Origin of the sequence: Bartonella sp. CL435QHHD (assembly GCF_042195095.1) — a bacterium.
In the GTDB taxonomy this organism is placed as follows: domain Bacteria; phylum Pseudomonadota; class Alphaproteobacteria; order Rhizobiales; family Rhizobiaceae; genus Bartonella.
Genome location: NZ_JBHINS010000052.1, coordinates 38,974 through 56,183, shown reverse-complemented (window position 1 = coordinate 56,183; position 17,210 = coordinate 38,974). Strand labels below are relative to the sequence as shown.

General features: G+C 40.0%; 16 protein-coding genes. 12 read left to right on the top strand and 4 right to left on the bottom strand.

Going from position 1 to position 17,210, the window contains the following annotated elements:
• Nucleotides 1-218: 218 nt before the first annotated feature.
• From ACFILH_RS02505 to ACFILH_RS02490, 4 genes are all read left to right on the top strand, one after another.
• Nucleotides 219-407 carry an NADPH-dependent FMN reductase gene (locus ACFILH_RS02505; protein ID WP_375667310.1) on the top strand — a complete coding sequence of 63 codons (189 nt, stop codon included), beginning with the start codon at nucleotides 219-221 and terminating at the stop codon, nucleotides 405-407.
• A gap of 40 nt (nucleotides 408-447) precedes the next feature.
• Nucleotides 448-621 carry a hypothetical protein gene (locus tag ACFILH_RS02500; protein WP_273790372.1) on the top strand — a complete coding sequence of 58 codons (174 nt, stop codon included), beginning with the start codon at nucleotides 448-450 and terminating at the stop codon, nucleotides 619-621.
• 423 nt (nucleotides 622-1,044) lie between these two features.
• A complete protein-coding gene (locus ACFILH_RS02495) occupies nucleotides 1,045-1,221 on the top strand; it encodes a hypothetical protein (protein WP_375637525.1) in 177 nt (58 codons plus the stop codon).
• Between the two features lie 65 nt (nucleotides 1,222-1,286).
• Complete coding sequence (locus ACFILH_RS02490; protein WP_375637524.1) at nucleotides 1,287-1,454, top strand: hypothetical protein; 168 nt, start codon at nucleotides 1,287-1,289, stop codon at nucleotides 1,452-1,454.
• A gap of 953 nt (nucleotides 1,455-2,407) precedes the next feature.
• Here the strand turns inward: ACFILH_RS02490 and ACFILH_RS02485 are convergent.
• From ACFILH_RS02485 to ACFILH_RS02475, 3 genes are read right to left on the bottom strand one after another with little or no spacing between them, the layout of a single operon-like run.
• Entirely contained in the window at nucleotides 2,408-3,628 is a 1,221-nt protein-coding gene (locus ACFILH_RS02485; protein ID WP_375643332.1) for an MFS transporter, read from the bottom strand.
• A gap of 10 nt (nucleotides 3,629-3,638) precedes the next feature.
• Nucleotides 3,639-4,382: a hypothetical protein gene (locus ACFILH_RS02480; RefSeq protein WP_375667303.1), complete on the bottom strand. Its 744-nt coding sequence runs from the start codon at nucleotides 4,380-4,382 to the stop codon at nucleotides 3,639-3,641.
• A complete protein-coding gene (locus ACFILH_RS02475; RefSeq protein WP_375667302.1) occupies nucleotides 4,379-4,891 on the bottom strand; it encodes a radical SAM protein in 513 nt (170 codons plus the stop codon). Before ACFILH_RS02475 ends, ACFILH_RS02480 begins: the two co-directional genes overlap by 4 nt.
• A 488-nt stretch (nucleotides 4,892-5,379) precedes the next feature.
• On the opposite strand from ACFILH_RS02475, the gene ACFILH_RS02470 reads away from it, so the two are divergent.
• The 7 genes from ACFILH_RS02470 (at nucleotide 5,380) to edd (ending at nucleotide 13,929) form a co-directional block, all read left to right on the top strand.
• Nucleotides 5,380-6,081, top strand: coding sequence for a hypothetical protein (locus tag ACFILH_RS02470; protein WP_375657467.1), 702 nt, complete (start codon nucleotides 5,380-5,382; stop codon nucleotides 6,079-6,081).
• Nucleotides 6,082-6,218: 137 nt separating this feature from the next.
• The gene (locus ACFILH_RS02465) at nucleotides 6,219-6,515 is read left to right on the top strand and encodes a class I SAM-dependent methyltransferase (protein ID WP_375637537.1); all 297 of its coding nucleotides are present in this window, start codon (nucleotides 6,219-6,221) and stop codon (nucleotides 6,513-6,515) included.
• A 455-nt stretch (nucleotides 6,516-6,970) separates the two neighbouring features.
• Nucleotides 6,971-8,398 carry a glutamine synthetase family protein gene (locus ACFILH_RS02460; protein ID WP_273790377.1) on the top strand — a complete coding sequence of 476 codons (1,428 nt, stop codon included), beginning with the start codon at nucleotides 6,971-6,973 and terminating at the stop codon, nucleotides 8,396-8,398.
• 11 nt (nucleotides 8,399-8,409) lie between these two features.
• Complete coding sequence (locus ACFILH_RS02455) at nucleotides 8,410-9,693, top strand: NAD(P)/FAD-dependent oxidoreductase (RefSeq protein WP_375667308.1); 1,284 nt, start codon at nucleotides 8,410-8,412, stop codon at nucleotides 9,691-9,693.
• A gap of 120 nt (nucleotides 9,694-9,813) precedes the next feature.
• The gene (zwf, locus tag ACFILH_RS02450) at nucleotides 9,814-11,286 is read left to right on the top strand and encodes a glucose-6-phosphate dehydrogenase (RefSeq protein WP_375667301.1); all 1,473 of its coding nucleotides are present in this window, start codon (nucleotides 9,814-9,816) and stop codon (nucleotides 11,284-11,286) included.
• 10 nt (nucleotides 11,287-11,296) lie between these two features.
• A complete protein-coding gene (pgl, locus tag ACFILH_RS02445; protein WP_375637519.1) occupies nucleotides 11,297-12,049 on the top strand; it encodes a 6-phosphogluconolactonase in 753 nt (250 codons plus the stop codon).
• 56 nt (nucleotides 12,050-12,105) lie between these two features.
• Complete coding sequence (gene edd, locus ACFILH_RS02440; protein WP_273790380.1) at nucleotides 12,106-13,929, top strand: phosphogluconate dehydratase; 1,824 nt, start codon at nucleotides 12,106-12,108, stop codon at nucleotides 13,927-13,929.
• Between the two features lie 65 nt (nucleotides 13,930-13,994).
• Here edd and folD read toward each other — a convergent pair whose 3' ends face one another.
• Entirely contained in the window at nucleotides 13,995-14,894 is a 900-nt protein-coding gene (folD, locus tag ACFILH_RS02435; RefSeq protein WP_273790381.1) for a bifunctional methylenetetrahydrofolate dehydrogenase/methenyltetrahydrofolate cyclohydrolase FolD, read from the bottom strand.
• Between the two features lie 316 nt (nucleotides 14,895-15,210).
• Here folD and ACFILH_RS02430 point away from each other — a divergent pair, with 316 nt between their 5' ends.
• Entirely contained in the window at nucleotides 15,211-17,091 is a 1,881-nt protein-coding gene (locus ACFILH_RS02430; RefSeq protein ID WP_375658104.1) for an AsmA family protein, read from the top strand.
• Nucleotides 17,092-17,210: the final 119 nt, after the last annotated feature.

Here is a 17,210-nt window from a genome sequence, read left to right as displayed (position 1 = left end):
ACAAAACTTGCTTAATATTGAAAAGAAGTGTCTTTGATTGTAGCCTCAATATTATTTGTTGAGTTTTTAAAATAATATGGGTTTATTAAAATCATTCGGCTACAATTTAAGAGTAAGTTCGGTAGATTGGAAGAGTTTAATACCTTAAAAAATGACGAGAAAAAACGTGCTTATATTCATACGCCGTTGAGGAGGCATTTAAAAAAGTTGTTGTTTTTATAAGTCATTACCATTGTGATGCTAAAACGCATGCATTTGTCAAAACAATCGCAGACGCTAACGATGTTATTCTTGCAAGCCCTGTTTATCACGGGTCTTATTCAGGGGAATTGAAGAATGCTCTTGATAATTTAGAGTATAATGCTTTTGGGATAAAGTTTTTGGTCATCTCTCTCATGACAATATAACCCAAAATGCGCACTGCCCTGTGTATATTTGGTACCAATTGTGCATACGCTTTATGGACAGGCGCTGCAATATCAAGTTGCTTCGGCTAAAGATGATTTTGCGTTTGAGAATGAAAACCGCACACGGAGACTTAGCAGCGTAAATGTACGGGCTTGCTGCGCACATCTTGCTGATAAAATGTACAATAAGGGTGGAGGATATGATCAAAAATGATAGGAAATACCGTTATTTAGTCATTGGTGGTGCAGGAATATTGGCTCCCTTCGCCGGTTATTAGGGCTGAGCAACGTGATTATCGCAGCGCGTTTTCGTTCTCATCAATCCAAAATTGAGTTATTTCAGACAAGGGCTAAATATATATTTTGGAGATTATTATAAGCCATAGGCACAATTTTTAAAAGGGGTACCCCTATGGACGGGCTTGAAATATTGCATATTATGGGGGGCATTCGCCTGCACATGTATTTTCGTGTAGGTTGAGATTGAGCGGTTGGCCTTCTTACCGAAGCCTCTGCGTATTGTTCATGTTTTTGGTTCTAATGCAGAGGATAAAATAATCTCTGGATGTGCGCATCACAATGAGATTGATCCCATATCTGTAAAATTAGGTCGGAAAAGGCGATCATATGGCCGGCGGTGGTCAATGAGAAGAGTGTATATGATCATGTGGGGTTTATAAGAGTAATATTGAGAAAGAATTTGCGCAAAATTAATGATAATGCCTCCGAAGTAAAATTATTTTTTAAATTGCCAAGGAGCTTTAAAATCGTGGCGCTCATAGGCTCTTACACGCCGGATTTGGGGGTGTTTTAGAGTGAGATGGCGCGCAAAAGCTTTATTTTGTACTGGAAACAAAAGGAACGAATAGCGAGTTTGATTTGCGCCTTAAAGAAATGCTGAAGATTAAATGTGGCAAGGCGCATTTTACCGCCCTTGAGACTGGTGTGGTGTTTAACGAGGCACCGGTGATGAGTTGGCGCGATTCTAAGCGGGGGATGGTGGTAGAAAGAGTGGGGGGCTGTGGTAGGAGTGGGCGGCACGAATGACGCTGTCTTTAATTGCGTACCGCCAAGCTAATTTTGTGCTTTGCGAAATTAGCCAAGGCTTTTGGACGTACCGCGTTTACCGCGTAATAAAATCTTATGAATATCATGCAGAAGGCGCGCAGAAATGGGGGATTGCGTGTCTAGCTTCCCAATGCCGTAATTAAGTACAGCCACAAATGAGATAGCTCTTCAATATCATCAGTCGCACTGATACTTGTTCTTTATTTTCAAACAATAATAGGTCAGATGGTAACGATTATGTCCTTTCTATCTGAGAAAAGAGTAGCACCGCTTGCGTATATGCACGAGTAAAAGTCAATCAACATTGGTCTGAGGTAAAAACAGCCAATTATTTCTAATACACCTAAGGATTTCATAGCTTGCTCTAACGGTTTATATAAATCCGCCCTTTTAAAAGGTGGATTGGGTGGAAAATTTATTGGGATATAGGCTTTATGAATCTCTCGAACTAAGCTTCCTACTATGCAGGCCCTAAGGCGTGATTGCATATATGGTCGCATCTGTTGCTCGTTGTGTAGGCAGAGATCCTAAATTAGGAAAGGAGGGCTGGTCTTTTAATTACAAAGGAAGAATACGGCGCGTAAGTGCAACAAAATGTATTTTGAGGAGCGGTAAAGGGGTGAGGCATTTGATGTCCAGCGGGTGACGGATTAACTGGAGTATAAGTAGGCATTGCTAGGGCGGAGTTTTTAGTTAAGAATTGCGCTCTGTGCGCTATAAGCTCTCTGCATCCTTCATATAGGCGTTGGATCATCGCCCAATGCAACGTAAAGGGGCTGTTTTGTCTTTAGCGCTTGTTTGGCTGCTTCTATAGTGCCGCTGGCTCTATCAGCCATTATGGTTATAATTTCCTCGTCCAAAGAACAGATCAATCGATTGCGTAATAGGGTATGTGTGCCTTTTTTGACCGTGTCTTTTTTAAAAAGCAGCTGTTACCTCGTGGCAGGATTGGGTGTGTTTATATGATCAGCCTGCCAAAGAAATGGAAGCGTTATCGCGATAGCCACCAATAGTAGTCCAGCGATAAAGGCGGCAGCAAACTGCAATGATATAAAAGAACCAAGGACGCCGACCAAAAAGCTTCCGACCGGCATTCCAGCATAGCCTATCACCCGAAAAGCAGAATTAGCTCGCCCGAGAAGTTGCTTTGGTGTGAGGCGCTGCCTGAAGGCGGTAACACCAATAAACCATAAACTTGCTCCAACGCCAGCGATAAAGGTGACGCCCCATACGACGACAGCACTTTTTGAAAAGGCTGGAATCAGCAGCAAGACAACCGTTCCTAAACCGTCAGTGAGAACAGCTAGGCGCACCGGTGCATAACGTATACGCGGCGCAAATAGGGCACCTGCCATTGTTCCAAGCGCGTAGGCCGCAAACATCACGCCATATTGGCTGCTATGTAGGCCCAGATACCGACTGTCGGTAACGAAGAAGATGAACGAGGTTAGGAATGCTCCAAATACCACCGATAGAAAGAATGTGAGTAATGTAAGGGAGGTAAGATGCCGATTTGAAAAAATGAAACGAAAGCCGGCAATAATATAACGGAAAGTGATGTTTTCTTTATCAAGTGTTGGCGATGTCGGAACAGCACGGCGAGCGGTAAAAATCAATGTGATAAAAAGCACGATTAACAAGCCAAGAAATAGCAGTGTGCCATGCCCTAAAATGCTGCTTGTTATGACAGGGGCAAGAAAATAGGAGACCCCGAAATCTAAAAACAAGACAATTGAGTAGAAGGTCATCAATCGCTCTCCCTCCATGATAAGTGGTGGAATCGTCATTATATAAGCTTCGGCAGAAACGACGATGAATCCAGCAATGGTTGCATAGAAGAAAATTTGTTCGGCTGGAGCAATCTGTATCATGAGCAGTATGAACAGGACAATATGCAGTAGCATGAAGATGAGGAGAGCTGTGGTGGCAAGTTTTATTTTGTCGCAGCGATCAAGTAAAGCGCCTGCAAGGATGCCGAAAATTGGCCACGCTAATGAGAAGAGACCTTGCGCCCAACTTACTCCGACTACGCCATATCCAGATTGTCTTGCTAATAGCGGGATGGCAGTGCGCAAAGCACCGCTGAGTAAGGCGAGCAGACTAACGGTTAGGCAAAAATAGCGTATGTTCCTGTTGGCAAAAAGCGTGAACATTCTTTTCTCCTTAAGATGCCATACAGGTTTCCGCTGTTCCATCAAGTACGGCGGTTGTATTCAGCATGTTTGCGACATAGCCGTCCAAGATATTCCTATCTGCCTGAGGTAGAAGAAAATACATAAGGTTGGAATACCATTGCCAACCACGCTGAGTCAGCTGGAGATCGTTATCACTTTCTACGATGAGACCTGCACCTATGAGCTGTTGTAGGTTATTGTATACGAAAGAGGGGGGTGCGGTCCAGTCAATTCTTTCTTTTTTGGCATAACCGTTATAAGGTAGCCTCATACACAAAGCCTTGGAGGCTTGTTGCTCCGCTGATACCCAATTGTAGTATACTTTGGATTTGCCTTTAAGTTGTATGTCGGTAATGTATCCGCTTCGACTGGGATTGGCTCGTGTGACGAGTGAGCCGAGAATCGACATTGCTGACGCCCCGAAGCCAACCACATAATCGTCATGATAACCATGCAAATATTTGTGATAGCGGAAATAATTAGCTGAACTCGTTTTAGCGAGCGTTAGAGGAGTGTTGTTGGCAATTTTGATATAGGAATGCCCATTACACGGCGCATAGCCGCAGCTGCGCATAACGATGTCGCTAAATAAGCGAAGCATCTGTCGATGCTGTAGGCTGGATGGCTTTAGCCCTTTTTGTGCGTAAGACTTATGCAGTTGCGACGTGATAGCCAGATTGTTGATTGCATAGAGGTTGATGGTTTCAGGGTGAAGCTCGCTGGCTTGCTTCAAATCGTATAATAGTTCTTCGGCTTGCTGGCTGTGCTGCCATATAGTAGGTCGAAACCGACATGTCCAATTATCTCTTGTGACCAAGCCACGGTATTGTTGATTTGTTCACGTGTTGAGGTGAGGTTAAACAATGATCGGAAACGCTCAATGAAACTCTGTATACCGAAGCTGATCCGGTTAACGCCGATCTCACGGGCAGCATAAAGTTTATCACGTGTGACGCTCTTCGGTTCGCTTTCCAGTGTAAATTCGGCTAAGGAAGAGAGCTCAAATTCGGCATGCAATACTTTTCCGATGTGTCGGATATTATCTGCGGACAAAAGCGACGGTGTGCCGCCCCCTATATAGATGCTGCGGATGTGCCCTCTAAGCGAGCGAATGAAATTTCCTTTGTTTCTGATCTCTGTGGTAAGCGCTGACATATAAGATTCGATTTGCTTAACGTGCTTGTAGGCTCCTTTCTGAAAGGGACAGAAGGAACAGATGGTTTCGCAAAAGGGAATATGCAAATAAAGAGAAATGGTACGCGCTTATGGAATTTTCTTACTGTGCGCTAGTTTATTAAAGTCTAGGTAATCGTAAAATTCATTTGAAATAGTGCGAAATAACGGATATGTGAAGTTGTAAATCGTCTTGAGTTGGTCGAACTTCACAAAAGGATGATCCACGAGTTGCATAACTTACCTCCCCCAATTTCTTAACTCGCACTATATTATTGACGGGCGACTGGTGACCCAATCACCCTAGTGTATTACCAAAGATTTTTACGGAACATAATGAATCCTCCTTTTGTAGAAGTTATATGTATTATACATATAACTTCTTATATGAACAGGCGAGCTTGTTTAAGAGGCAATGTAAAGATAAAAATATAAAAGAACTTTCTCTTGCAGCCTTATGGTCTGATATTGTAATTGGTATCCTGTTTTACGTGGTCGGGCTATGAATGCCTAGGGCGAGAAAAAGCAGGGTATTTTAATGGACGTGCGGGGCATCATTGTTATGTTGCTGGGACTTGGAATTTGCGTCTGGTTATGAAATATCATTAGTGCAAAAAGATGATTTTAAAGGTAGATATATATTTTTTGATATCCCTGTAAAACTTCGAGAAGAGATAGAATTATCTATTAGAAAACATATAAATGTCCAGTGTGATAATATTATCGAATTACATGACATCATCGCTCTTGCCCGCCATTTTGACATATTGCCTAAAATCTCATTGAGATTGTGCCATGTACTGGCAAACGGGGATAGATTGCGTTTTGGTATGACTGCGGCGGAGTTACGTGCCGCATTATCTTTGCTAGAATCCAATAGGATTAGGCTTAATGGGGCGCCTTTGCATGTGGGCTCTAATTTGAATTCGACTGAGTTAATAGTATCCACCTTAACTAAGGCTGGAAAGGATATTTACGCATTGAAGGATCAAAAAAGTTTTATCAGTCTAGGCGGGGGATATCCGACTTCCACAGCGTTCTGCGATGCCGTGACGATCAATGACGAATACCCTCGTAAAATTTATGAGGCATTATCACAATTGGGTTGTGATTTACATAAGCTTACGGTAATTATTGAATCTAGGCGTATTATATCTGAAGATTATGGTTATTTATTTTCTATAAAAGAGCAGAGTGGTACGAACTTAATTACAATCTGGGCTCTGGGGATGTGTACTCAATCTGCACAGTATCACTAGGTCATAAGTCAAAGTATGTGAAAGCAACTGATACAAAAAAGATTTTACGATGGTGGAAGATCGACGATGAAGGACTTTAGTTCAAAGGAAATTGATATTATTGTGTTCTCATATCCTGATTTTTTGGCTTTTTAGATATAAATAACACACCTCCTAGTGGGCTGGAGACTATCAAATGTTGGATCACGCATGGCGCAATTAGCAAAAATTCCTATCTATTGGATTTGGTATGCTCTACTGGATTCTCAGCTCTAAATATTGTGTGCGAAGTGCAATGTCAAGCGGTGGAAATTGATATAAGTGCAGAGTTTGTACCATTCGCTCAGAACAAGGTTGATAGCTCTGTTATGCAGGCGATGGTTAAGTTTCATGTCGGAAATGCTGAGCGTATGTCTTATCCTGAAAATACATTTACGCATATTATGGCGGGGTGAGTGTTTGTAAGCACAGCTGTAAAGGCTACTCACCATGACTAGGGTGTTTACTTCTATGTGGATAACAATAGAGTTACAAAACTTGCTTCATATTAAAAGAAAAGTTTCCTTTCTTTTAATTAAGCATTGCGACAACCAAAAGGAAATTAAATATCTCGCCTTTATTATTCTCACCAATGTTTGCTTATATATGATTATTTGAATCGGAATTAGGTTACGTACAATATGGTATTTCTCGCTGTTTTATATAAGGAGAAGGTTAGCACCGATGTATCGCGTGCAATATCATTTTTTTCACTATGGTGATAGGATAGCTTGTTGAGCGTAAAGTTCTTTTACCTTGATGGATCTTATAGTATTATTCAAAATATCAGTTGATAAATTTTTTTCGTGTCGTTTATGCATGGGCTGATACAATAAGAATAGGACTTGATTGTTTTTAAAGTTGGTATGTTATGGATGTAAAAAATGGTAAACAAACGAAAAGTAAGAATTTTAAACCTGTTTCTCGTTTTCTCAAAAGTTTACGTGGTGTGCACAATTGGGAACAAGTTTCACAATGGCTTGCTTTCCGTAAGGTAGAGGATATTGAATGTATTACGCCTGATCAAGCAGGGGTACCACGGGGCAAGATGATGCTTTCTAAAAAATTTACATCGGAAACATCATTGGCATTGCCTTCAGCAGTTTTTATGGCAACAATTTCAGGGGATTATCCGGAAGATGGTCATGGTTTTGAATATCCTAAAGCAGATGGTGATTTACGCCTTGAGCCTGATCTTTCTACGTTAAGCATTGTTCCATGGGAAGATGCTCCTACGGCACAGGTGATTTGTGATCTTGTGTATCAAAATGGTCAGGTTGTGGATTACACACCACGCAATGTTTTACGAACGGTGGTTCACTTTTACACAAAAATGGGTTTAAGCCCTGTTGTTTCACCAGAAATTGAGTTTTATTTGGTACAAAAAAATCCCGATCCTGATTATCCGTTAGTTCCACCGGTTGGTCGTTCTGGACGTTCAATTGGTGGTGGACAGGGGTATTCCATTGCTGGTGTGAATGAATTTGATGATTTGATTGATGATATTTATCAATTTTCAGAGGCACAAGGATTGGAAATTGATACCCTCATTCATGAAGAAGGAGCAGGACAGTTTGAAATCAATTTACGTCATGGTGATCCTATTGAATTAGCGGATCAAGTTTTTATGTTTAAACGAACAATTCGTGAAGCAGCACTAAAACATAATATGTATGCAACTTTTATGGCAAAACCCATTCAAGGGCAGCCGGGTTCTGCTATGCATATTCACCAATCGGTTGTTGATAAGAAAACCGGTATGAATATTTTTACACAGGAAAATGGTGAAGAAAGTATCTGTTTTCGCCATTTTATTGGTGGATTGCAAAAACATATGCCAGGGGTACTTGTGATGCTTGCACCTTATGTGAATTCTTATCGACGTCTTGTTCCTGATAATTCGGCTCCTGTTAATTTGCGATGGGGATATGATAATCGTACTACAGCTTTTCGAGTTCCTCGTTCTGCTCCTCAAGCGCGGCGTGTTGAGAATAGACTTCCTTCATCAGATGCGAATCCTTATTTAGCCCTTGCAGCTTCTTTAGCGTGTGGTCTTATTGGTTTGCAACAAAAAATTGAGCCGGATGAGCCAGCGACAAATAATGTAAACGCTGATAATATTGAGTTGCCGCGTGGACTCATTGAGGCAGTCAATTTGTTTGAACAAGATACAGTGATACGTGCTATTTTAGGGGATGTGTTTGTCAGTACTTATGCTGCAATCAAACGCCAAGAATTTGAAACTTTTATGGAAGTAATCAGTCCGTGGGAGCGTGAATATCTCCTGCTGAATGTTTAAATTTTATGACGATGATTGATTATAATTCAATTTCTCCAGGAATTTCTTGGTATGAAGATGCTTTAAGAGAACGTCCATCGTATCCTTCTTTTTGTGAAAACAGACAGTGTGATGTGGTCATTATTGGAGGCGGATTTACGGGTCTTTCGGCTGCTTATCATTTAGCCAAAGCTGGAGTAGATGTTGTTTTATTTGAAGCATCACGTTTTGGTGATGGTGCTTCAGGGCGCAATGGTGGACAGCTGGGAACAGGGCAACGGCAATGGGTAGAAACATTAGAAAAAAAGTATGGTTTTGAGCGAAGTAAGGCTCTGTTTGATTTGGCAGAAGAAGCTAAAAGAGATATTTTAGCTTTATGCGCAATGCCTAATTGTCCGTGTGATTTGATAGGAGGACAGCTTTCTGTAACTCATAAAAGGCGTGAGCTTCTCTCTTATCAACGGCATATTGAGGCGATGCAGCGTTATGGCTATCACGCGCTTACTTTTATGGATAAGGCTGAAACATTTGAGCGACTTGGATCAACTTTTTATTGTGGTGGTATTTATGATGCGGATACCGGTCATATAAATCCCTTAAAATTGATTATTGGGTTGGCAAAAAGAGCACAAGATGCTGGTGCTAAGCTTTATGAGAAGTCACAAGTAACGACCGTAAGGCGCAAGGGAGCACATTGGAAAGTAATAACAGAAAAAGGCAGTGTAACAGCAGAGCATGTTTTACTTGCAACAAATGGGTATAAACTTGGTCTGGAGCGTTTTATTGAAAAAAATATTGTTTCTATTCGCTCTTATATTGGAGCAACGGACCCATTACCAAAGCATAGTTCAATTCTTATAGGGGGGGAATCGGTTGATGATTCCCGTTTTATGGTTCGCTATTTTCGCAAAAGCATTGATAATCGCCTCTTATTTGGTGGTGTAGAAAGTTATGATAATAAGCATCCTCTAAATTTAGATGAACGTATAAAACGGCAAATTGTTGAAATTTATCCTCAATTACATTCTATCAATTTAAGCCATCGGTGGGGAGCAACGGTTGCCATCACAGTTGAACGCATGCCTTATGTTCGCCAAATTTTTTCAAGGATGACTTATTGTGGTGGTTATTCAGGGCATGGCGTTATGCTGGCTCCTTTCGTGGGAAAATTATACGCAGAATGGTTAACTGGAAAATATGAACGTTTTTCCTATTTCCAAGACTTAAAGATTTCATCTTTTCTGGGGGGAAGAGTTTTGCGTTATCCGCTTATATTTTTAGCAATGCGTTGGTTTTCTTTATTGGATCGCCTTTAATGGAAACATTGCTTGAAATGAAGAAAATTAATGGCTTATTTAGTATCTGTCTGCTTTAATGATGAAAGCTTTTATAAGTGATATGGGATTTCATAATCGAATAGAAAAATAAACAAGTTCATGGTGCGTAAAATTATTCCAGTTTCTTCCTTTGATTGTATTGTTTTTGGTGGCAATGGTGATCTGGCGTTGCGCAAGCTTTTGCCGGCTTTGTATCATTGTCAGTGTGCTGGGCAATTCAGTGAGCCAACACGTATTATTGGGGTTTCGCGCACTTCCTTAAGTCGTGAAGAATATCAAAATTCTATCCGTCTTTCTTTAGAAAAACATATCCATCCAAAAGATCTAAATTCAACAGAACTCAATCGTTTTCTTGCACGTTTAACTTACGTTTCTGTTGATGTTTCCTCAAATCGAGGGTGGGAGGATTTAGCCCTCCTTCTGTCACAAGATTCAGCGGATATTCGAGCTTTTTATTTGGCTGTTGGTTCGTCACTTTTTGCTGATATTGCGATGAAGTTGGAAAAAAATGATTTGGTGACACCACAAACACGGATTATCATTGAAAAACCAATTGGTTGCGATGTAAAAACAGCGGTTTCACTTAATGATGTATTTGCAAGCGCCTTTAATGAAGAGCAGATCTTTCGTATTGATCATTATCTTGGGAAGGAAACTGTTCAAAATTTAATGGCATTGCGGTTTGTTAATACACTTTATGAACCGCTATGGAACTCCAATTATATTGATCATGTTCAAATAACCGTTGCTGAATCTCTAGGGTTAGAAGGGCGTACAGAATATTATGAAAGCACTGGTGCTTTACGCGATATGGTTCAAAACCATATGCTACAATTACTTTGTTTGGTTGCGATGGAAATACCATTTACCAACAGTGCTAATGCTGTACGTGATGAAAAACTTAAAGTTTTACATTCTTTAACACCGCTTGATGTCCATAATGTAGGGCAGCATACTGTACGTGGGCAGTATCTTTCTGGTCTATCAAATGGTATATCTGTAGAGTCTTATTTTGATGATTTGGGAAGAGTGAGTAAGAGCGAAACATTTGTAGCCCTTAAGGTTAAGATTGATAACTGGCGTTGGGCTAATACGCCTTTTTATTTACGAACAGGTAAGCGCATGTTCACGAGAATGTCTGAAATTGTTGTGGTTTTTAAACCTATTCCTCATAATATTTTTAATGTGGATTTAGATGAAATTTTTTCTAATCGGCTTGTAATTCGTCTCCAACCTGATGAAGGTGTAAAACAATGGTTGATGATTAAGGATCCAAGTTATAGCGGTATGCGGTTTCGTCACATTCCATTAGACATGAGTTTTGCTTCCGCATTTTCTGAACGTAATCCTGATGCTTATGAACGTTTATTAATGGATGTTATTCGTGGAGATCAAACACTGTTTATGCGTCGTGATGAAGTTGAGGCTGCTTGGCGTTGGATTGATCCAATCATTGAGGGGTGGGAAGCAATAAAACAGCCTGTTCACAGTTATAATGCTGGTTCGTGGGGGCCGTCTGCTTCGATGAGCCTCATGGAACGTGATGGGCGTATATGGAACAATTTAGTTTAGAGCAATAAGTATGTATAGAATGAATATTGACCGTTTAGATTTTGAAACCCCTCAGACTTTAGCCTTGGCATTGGCAGATCGAGTAGCCGCAGAGCTTAGTGTATCTGTTCTTGAGCGCAAGAGAGCAGTTTTAGCGGTGTCTGGTGGTAAAACACCAGCATTGTTTTTTCATTATTTGTCAAAAGCGGATATTGATTGGCAAAATATTATTATCACTTTGGTCGATGAACGTTTTGTCCCTACACACGATGAACGTTCAAATGAACATATGGTACGGTGTCATTTGTTACAAAATTTTGCCGAAAAAGCACGTTTTGTAGGGCTTTATCATAAAGCAATTACTGCTGAACTTGCTGCTTTTTCAGCGGCGAGTCGTGTTAATACTTTGCCTAAACCCTTTGATGTTGTTGTTTTAGGAATGGGGCAGGATGGACATACGGCTTCTTTTTTTCCTGATGCTGATCGTTTAAAGCAAGCGCTTGATTTACGAACACAAGCACTTGTTTTACCCCTTCATGCTAAGAGTGCTGTTGAGCCAAGACTCTCACTAACTTTGCCAGTTATTATGCAATCTCGTTGTATTATTCTCCATTTTGAAGGTTTTCAGAAACGCGATTGTTTTGAAGAGGCTTGTCAAGACGGGGCTGAAATAGAAATGCCTATTCGGGCAATTTTGCGTAATTCCCCTCATCTCGTTCAGGTTTATTGGTCGCCTGCAGAAAATGAAATAAGTGAATCAAAATATGCGACACAAGGTGAATAAAAACATAATCTCTCTCAATGAATGAGGGGCAGCAACAATGAAAGGGGGAGAGAAATATGGCACTTTCCAAGACAATTGCCACAGTTACACGAAGGATTTATGAACGGTCTCAATCAACACGAGAAATTTACTTAGATCGTATTGCAAAAGCACAAGTTCATCGCCCCAAACGAAGTTTTTTAGGATGTGCCAATCAGGCGCATGGCTTTGCTGCTTGTGGTGCAATAGATAAAGAGCGTTTGAAGGGAAATATTGTTGGGAATATTGGCATTATCACGGCATATAACGATATACTTTCAGCGCATCAACCTTTTGAAAAATTTCCTCACTTAATTAAAGAGTCGGCCCGTATGGTTGGTGGTGTTGCACAGGTTGCAGGTGGTGTTCCCGCGATGTGCGATGGTGTTACGCAGGGAAATGCGGGGATGGAGCTTTCCCTTTTTTCGCGTGAAGTAATTGCAATGGCGACAGCTATAAGCTTATCACACGATGTCTTTGATGCAGCATTGTATCTTGGGGTGTGTGATAAAATTGTACCAGGTTTATTGATTGGTGCACTAACATTTGGTCATTTACCAGGAATTTTTATAGCAGCTGGTCCCATGACGAGTGGTCAAGGTAATGATGAAAAAGCGAAGATACGTCAACTTTACGCGGAAAATAAAATAGATCGCCAAACACTTCTAGCATCAGAAGCACGTTCTTATCATGGGCCAGGAACATGTACATTTTATGGAACAGCTAACTCTAATCAGGTGATACTGGAGATGATGGGGCTTCATATGCCTGGAGCTTCTTTTATTAATGCTAATACACCGTTGCGTGATGCTTTAACAAAAGAAGCTACGAAACGTGTACTTGAAATGACAGATCTTGGTGATCATTATAGTCCACTTGGTATGATCATTGATGAGCGTTCTTTTGTGAATGCCATTGTAGGATTAAATGCAACAGGAGGTTCTACCAATCATGCGATTCATTTGATTGCTATGGCTGCTGTTTGCGGTATTAAATTGACATGGCATGATATTGCAGAAATTTCATCCGTTGTGCCTCTTTTAGCGCGCATTTATCCTAACGGTTTAGCAGATATTAACCATTTTTATGCTGCGGGGGGAATGGGATTTATTATTCGCGAGCTTATCGAGGCAGGCTTGGTCCATGAAGATGTTTCTACGGTTTTTGGTAAAGATCTCAATGCTTATGCAATTGAAGCAAAGCTTTCTGCTGATGGTCATGTGGTGCGTGAAGCGGCTCTTAAGGAAAGTGGTGATCATAAGGTGTTAGCAGGGTGGAGAAAGCCATTTCAGTCTGATGGTGGTCTTCGTGTTTTATCAGGAGATTTGGGAACAGCTATTATAAAAGTTTCCTCTGTTAAACCAGAGTATTGGCAGATTAAAGCACCAGTCTTTGTTTTTAATGATCAAGAGGAACTACAAAAATCTTTTAAATCTGGAGTGTTGCATAATAAAGACTTTATCGCTGTTATTCGCTATCAAGGACCAAAAGCCAATGGTATGCCAGAGCTTCATAAATTAACGACCATTTTAGGCGTTTTACAAGATCGCGGTCAAAAGGTAGCATTGATAACCGATGGGCGTATGTCAGGAGCATCAGGAAAAATTCCTGCTGCCCTCCATGTGACACCAGAAGCAGTGGATAATGGCCCCATTGCACGTTTGCAGGATGGTGATATTGTTTTTCTTGATGCTCATGAGGGTAAATTAACTCTTTTGGAGGATTTAGCAAAATTTAACGCGCGACAAATCATACCTCCAGATCTTTCAAAAAACGAACATGGTGTTGGACGCGAACTTTTTCATGTTTTTCGTCAATCCGTTAATCGTGCAGATCAAGGGGCATCTGTTTTTATGACATGAAAAATGCAAAAATAATAAGCTGAATCATATACAAGGAAACCATATACAAGGAATTGTTACAATTCTTAGAATTTTGGTATAGGCAGATTGTGTGATCGCGCAGCAGCTTTGAGTGTATTAACCATAAGCATGGCAATTGTCATTGGTCCAACGCCTCCTGGAACAGGGGTGATCGCAGCAGCTTTTTCTTTTACGTTTTCAAAATCGACATCACCAACAAGACGTGTTTTCCCTATACCTTTTTCTGGTGCAGCAACGCGGTTAATACCGACATCAATAACAATTGCACCATCTTTTATCCAGTCTTTTTTAATCATTTGTGGGCGGCCTACAGCTGCTACTAGAATATCAGCGCTTCGACACACATCATCAAGGTCACGGGTACGACTATGGGCAATTGTCACAGTGGCATTGGCTGCTGTTAAAAGGGCAGCCATAGGTTTTCCAACAATATTAGAGCGTCCAACAACGACAGCATCAAGTCCAGATAAATCTTGCCCACAATGTTGTTCAATCATCATCATGGCACCAGCTGGAGTGCAGGGAATAATTGCATCTTCAAGTGCATTTGCCGCGAGTTTTCCTACATTAATATAATGAAAACCATCAACATCTTTTTGGAAAGCAACGGCTTGTGTTATGCGATTTGTATTCATATGAGCAGGGAGAGGCAGCTGTACCAAAATACCATGAATTTTAGGATCAGAATTTAATGTTGCAATAAGTTGAAGGAGTTCTTTTTCTTGTGTTTCTTTGGAAACGGCATGTTTGATTGAAAGAAACCCACATTCTTCGGCTTTTTTATTTTTTGAGGCGACATATACTTGACTTGCAGGATCATCTCCAACGATAATAACAGCGATACTAGGTTGTATATTATAGTGATGGCGGAGCTTTGCTGTTTCGGCCTTAACTTTCACAATAATCTCTTCAGCAAGTTTTTTTCCGTCGATAATATTATTCATTCAGAGATCCTTTCGGTAAGGCTGTTTGTTTTTTTTTGTAAAGCATTTTCTAATAATACGATAGAGTTTTATAGCAATATTCATATGAGAACAGTAAGAATGGTTTTATAATGTTGTGGATTTATAGTTTTGAAGACTTTTAAATAATTGCTTTATAAAGAAGCAGCAACATTGCTGTTTGAATAAATTTTGGATAAAGAACAAAAATAATGAAGATACAAAGTGGATATAGTGAATTATAGGGTTATAAAAACTTTTTATGATCATTTAAGTTTGTTTTTAATCTGTTATAGGGGGATAAGTATAGAGGGATATTGTGCGCATCAGAATAATAAAACTTTTGAGCGGAATTTTTATTACAATTATCTTTTTATTGGGAGTGGGGATTCTCGTTTTACCTTATCTTATCTCTACAGATGCGATTCGTATTCGTTTAGCGCAGGATTTGAGTGCATGGACGGGTTACAATGTGCAATTGCGTGATCCACCGCGATTACATCTTTTTCCTTATCCTAAAGCATTTCTTTCTGGCGTTACTTTAACATCAAAAATGGATGATGTTGCGCCATTAATGGAAGCTGAATCAATAGAAGTTGATCTTTCTGTCGTCGATCTTCTTTGGGGACATATTTCTTTTTCAGAGACGCGGATTATGCGTCCTCAATTTGTTATGGAAAAGCCTGTTAAAACAATAGCAGATTTTTTTGATCGGTTTTCTCGCTCACAAGGTGCATTAGGGTTGGCAATACGTAATACGCGTGAAATATTAAAACATAATCCTGAACATCCAGAGATAGAGCAACTTTTAAAACAACCTTTTGGGCGGATTGTCATTAAAAATGGTGTTCTTGTGTATCACGATAGTTTTTCAGGAGCAGCAGAAAAAATAACAGGATTAAATGCAACTTTAGATTGTCCGAAATCAACTCAGGAAGTACGGTTACGCGCAGATGCGCGTTGGCGTGGAGAATTTACAAAGTTATCAATTGATGCTTCTCAAGCATTGTTGCTTCTTGCAGGAGGCAAAAGTCATATTAGGGCAAGTCTCAATTCTGTACGTGGGGGAATAACTTTTACAGGAAAGGCTCGGTTATCTGAATATTATATTTTTGACGGAAAAGTATCGATGCGTTCTCCTGGATGGAATCAGACATTGTCTTGGGTTGGTGGAAATCAGTTTTGGGGACATAAATTAAAAATACCCATTGTATGGGAATCTCATTTTTTAGCGCAGCCAATGCATATCCAAATGAACAATGTTACATTTACGATGGGAAAAGCCAATGCGCGAGGAGCTTTAAAACTCGATTTTCAAGATTATGTACCAAATGTCATGGGCTCTTTAGCTTTTGATAACCTAGACCTTAGCCTCTTGAGTTCAATATTTTTTTCAGGCAAAAAGAAAAATGCCTGCTTTGACATGAGAACTTTTGATCGTATTGGCGTGGATATACGACTTTCTGCGCCACAAGCTAAAATAGGAAATATTTCACTCACAAATTTAGCTGCTGCAATACAAATAAGAGATGGGCATGGTATTTTTGATCTTGGACATGCTAATATTTTTGGTGGATCCGTGCAAAGTAATATTGAAGTTACGTCAGCTGGACAGAGAGTGCGTATTGGAGGAAATATTTCAGGCGCTTCTATTGATATGCAGGAGACTTTAGAAACCTTGGGATTTATTCCATTTATACAAAGCAAAACGAATTTTACTGCAACGGTACGAACACTTGCTGATTCTTGGCCAGAAATTTTCACGAAAATGCAGGGTGAATTAACACTGAAGATGTCTTCTGGTCGGCTATTAGGGTATGATCTGAATGAATTACAAACAAGACTTTCAAATAAACAACAATTTCTTTTAATGAATAATGAGACTTTTTCAACAACATTTGATCACTGGGATATTCAGACAAGCTTTTCAGAAGGTATGATGAAGGTGACAGAGTCATTAATGCGTACAGCAGACTTGAGCTTATCCATTCAAGGAACCATTGCAGCTGCTATGGCGCAAGGGAAGCAAAATGAACTGATATTACAGGCACAACTAGACAAAAACTATAGATCAGAAACTTTATGTAAAGACGTCCAATGTCTTGCTGATAGCCTTGCATGGCCTTTTACATTTTCTCTAAGCTCTAAAGGACAAAATCATGGTAATTTTTGGGTTACAAAAGACATTGACGCAGATTGAGTATCTGTTTTTCATCTGTATGATATTTTATCCTATAATGGTAATTCGTTTTTTTGCAACTTAAAATTGTCTTTTAAATTTAAATCAGAACTCCCATTATCGAAAGATTCTCTCATTTT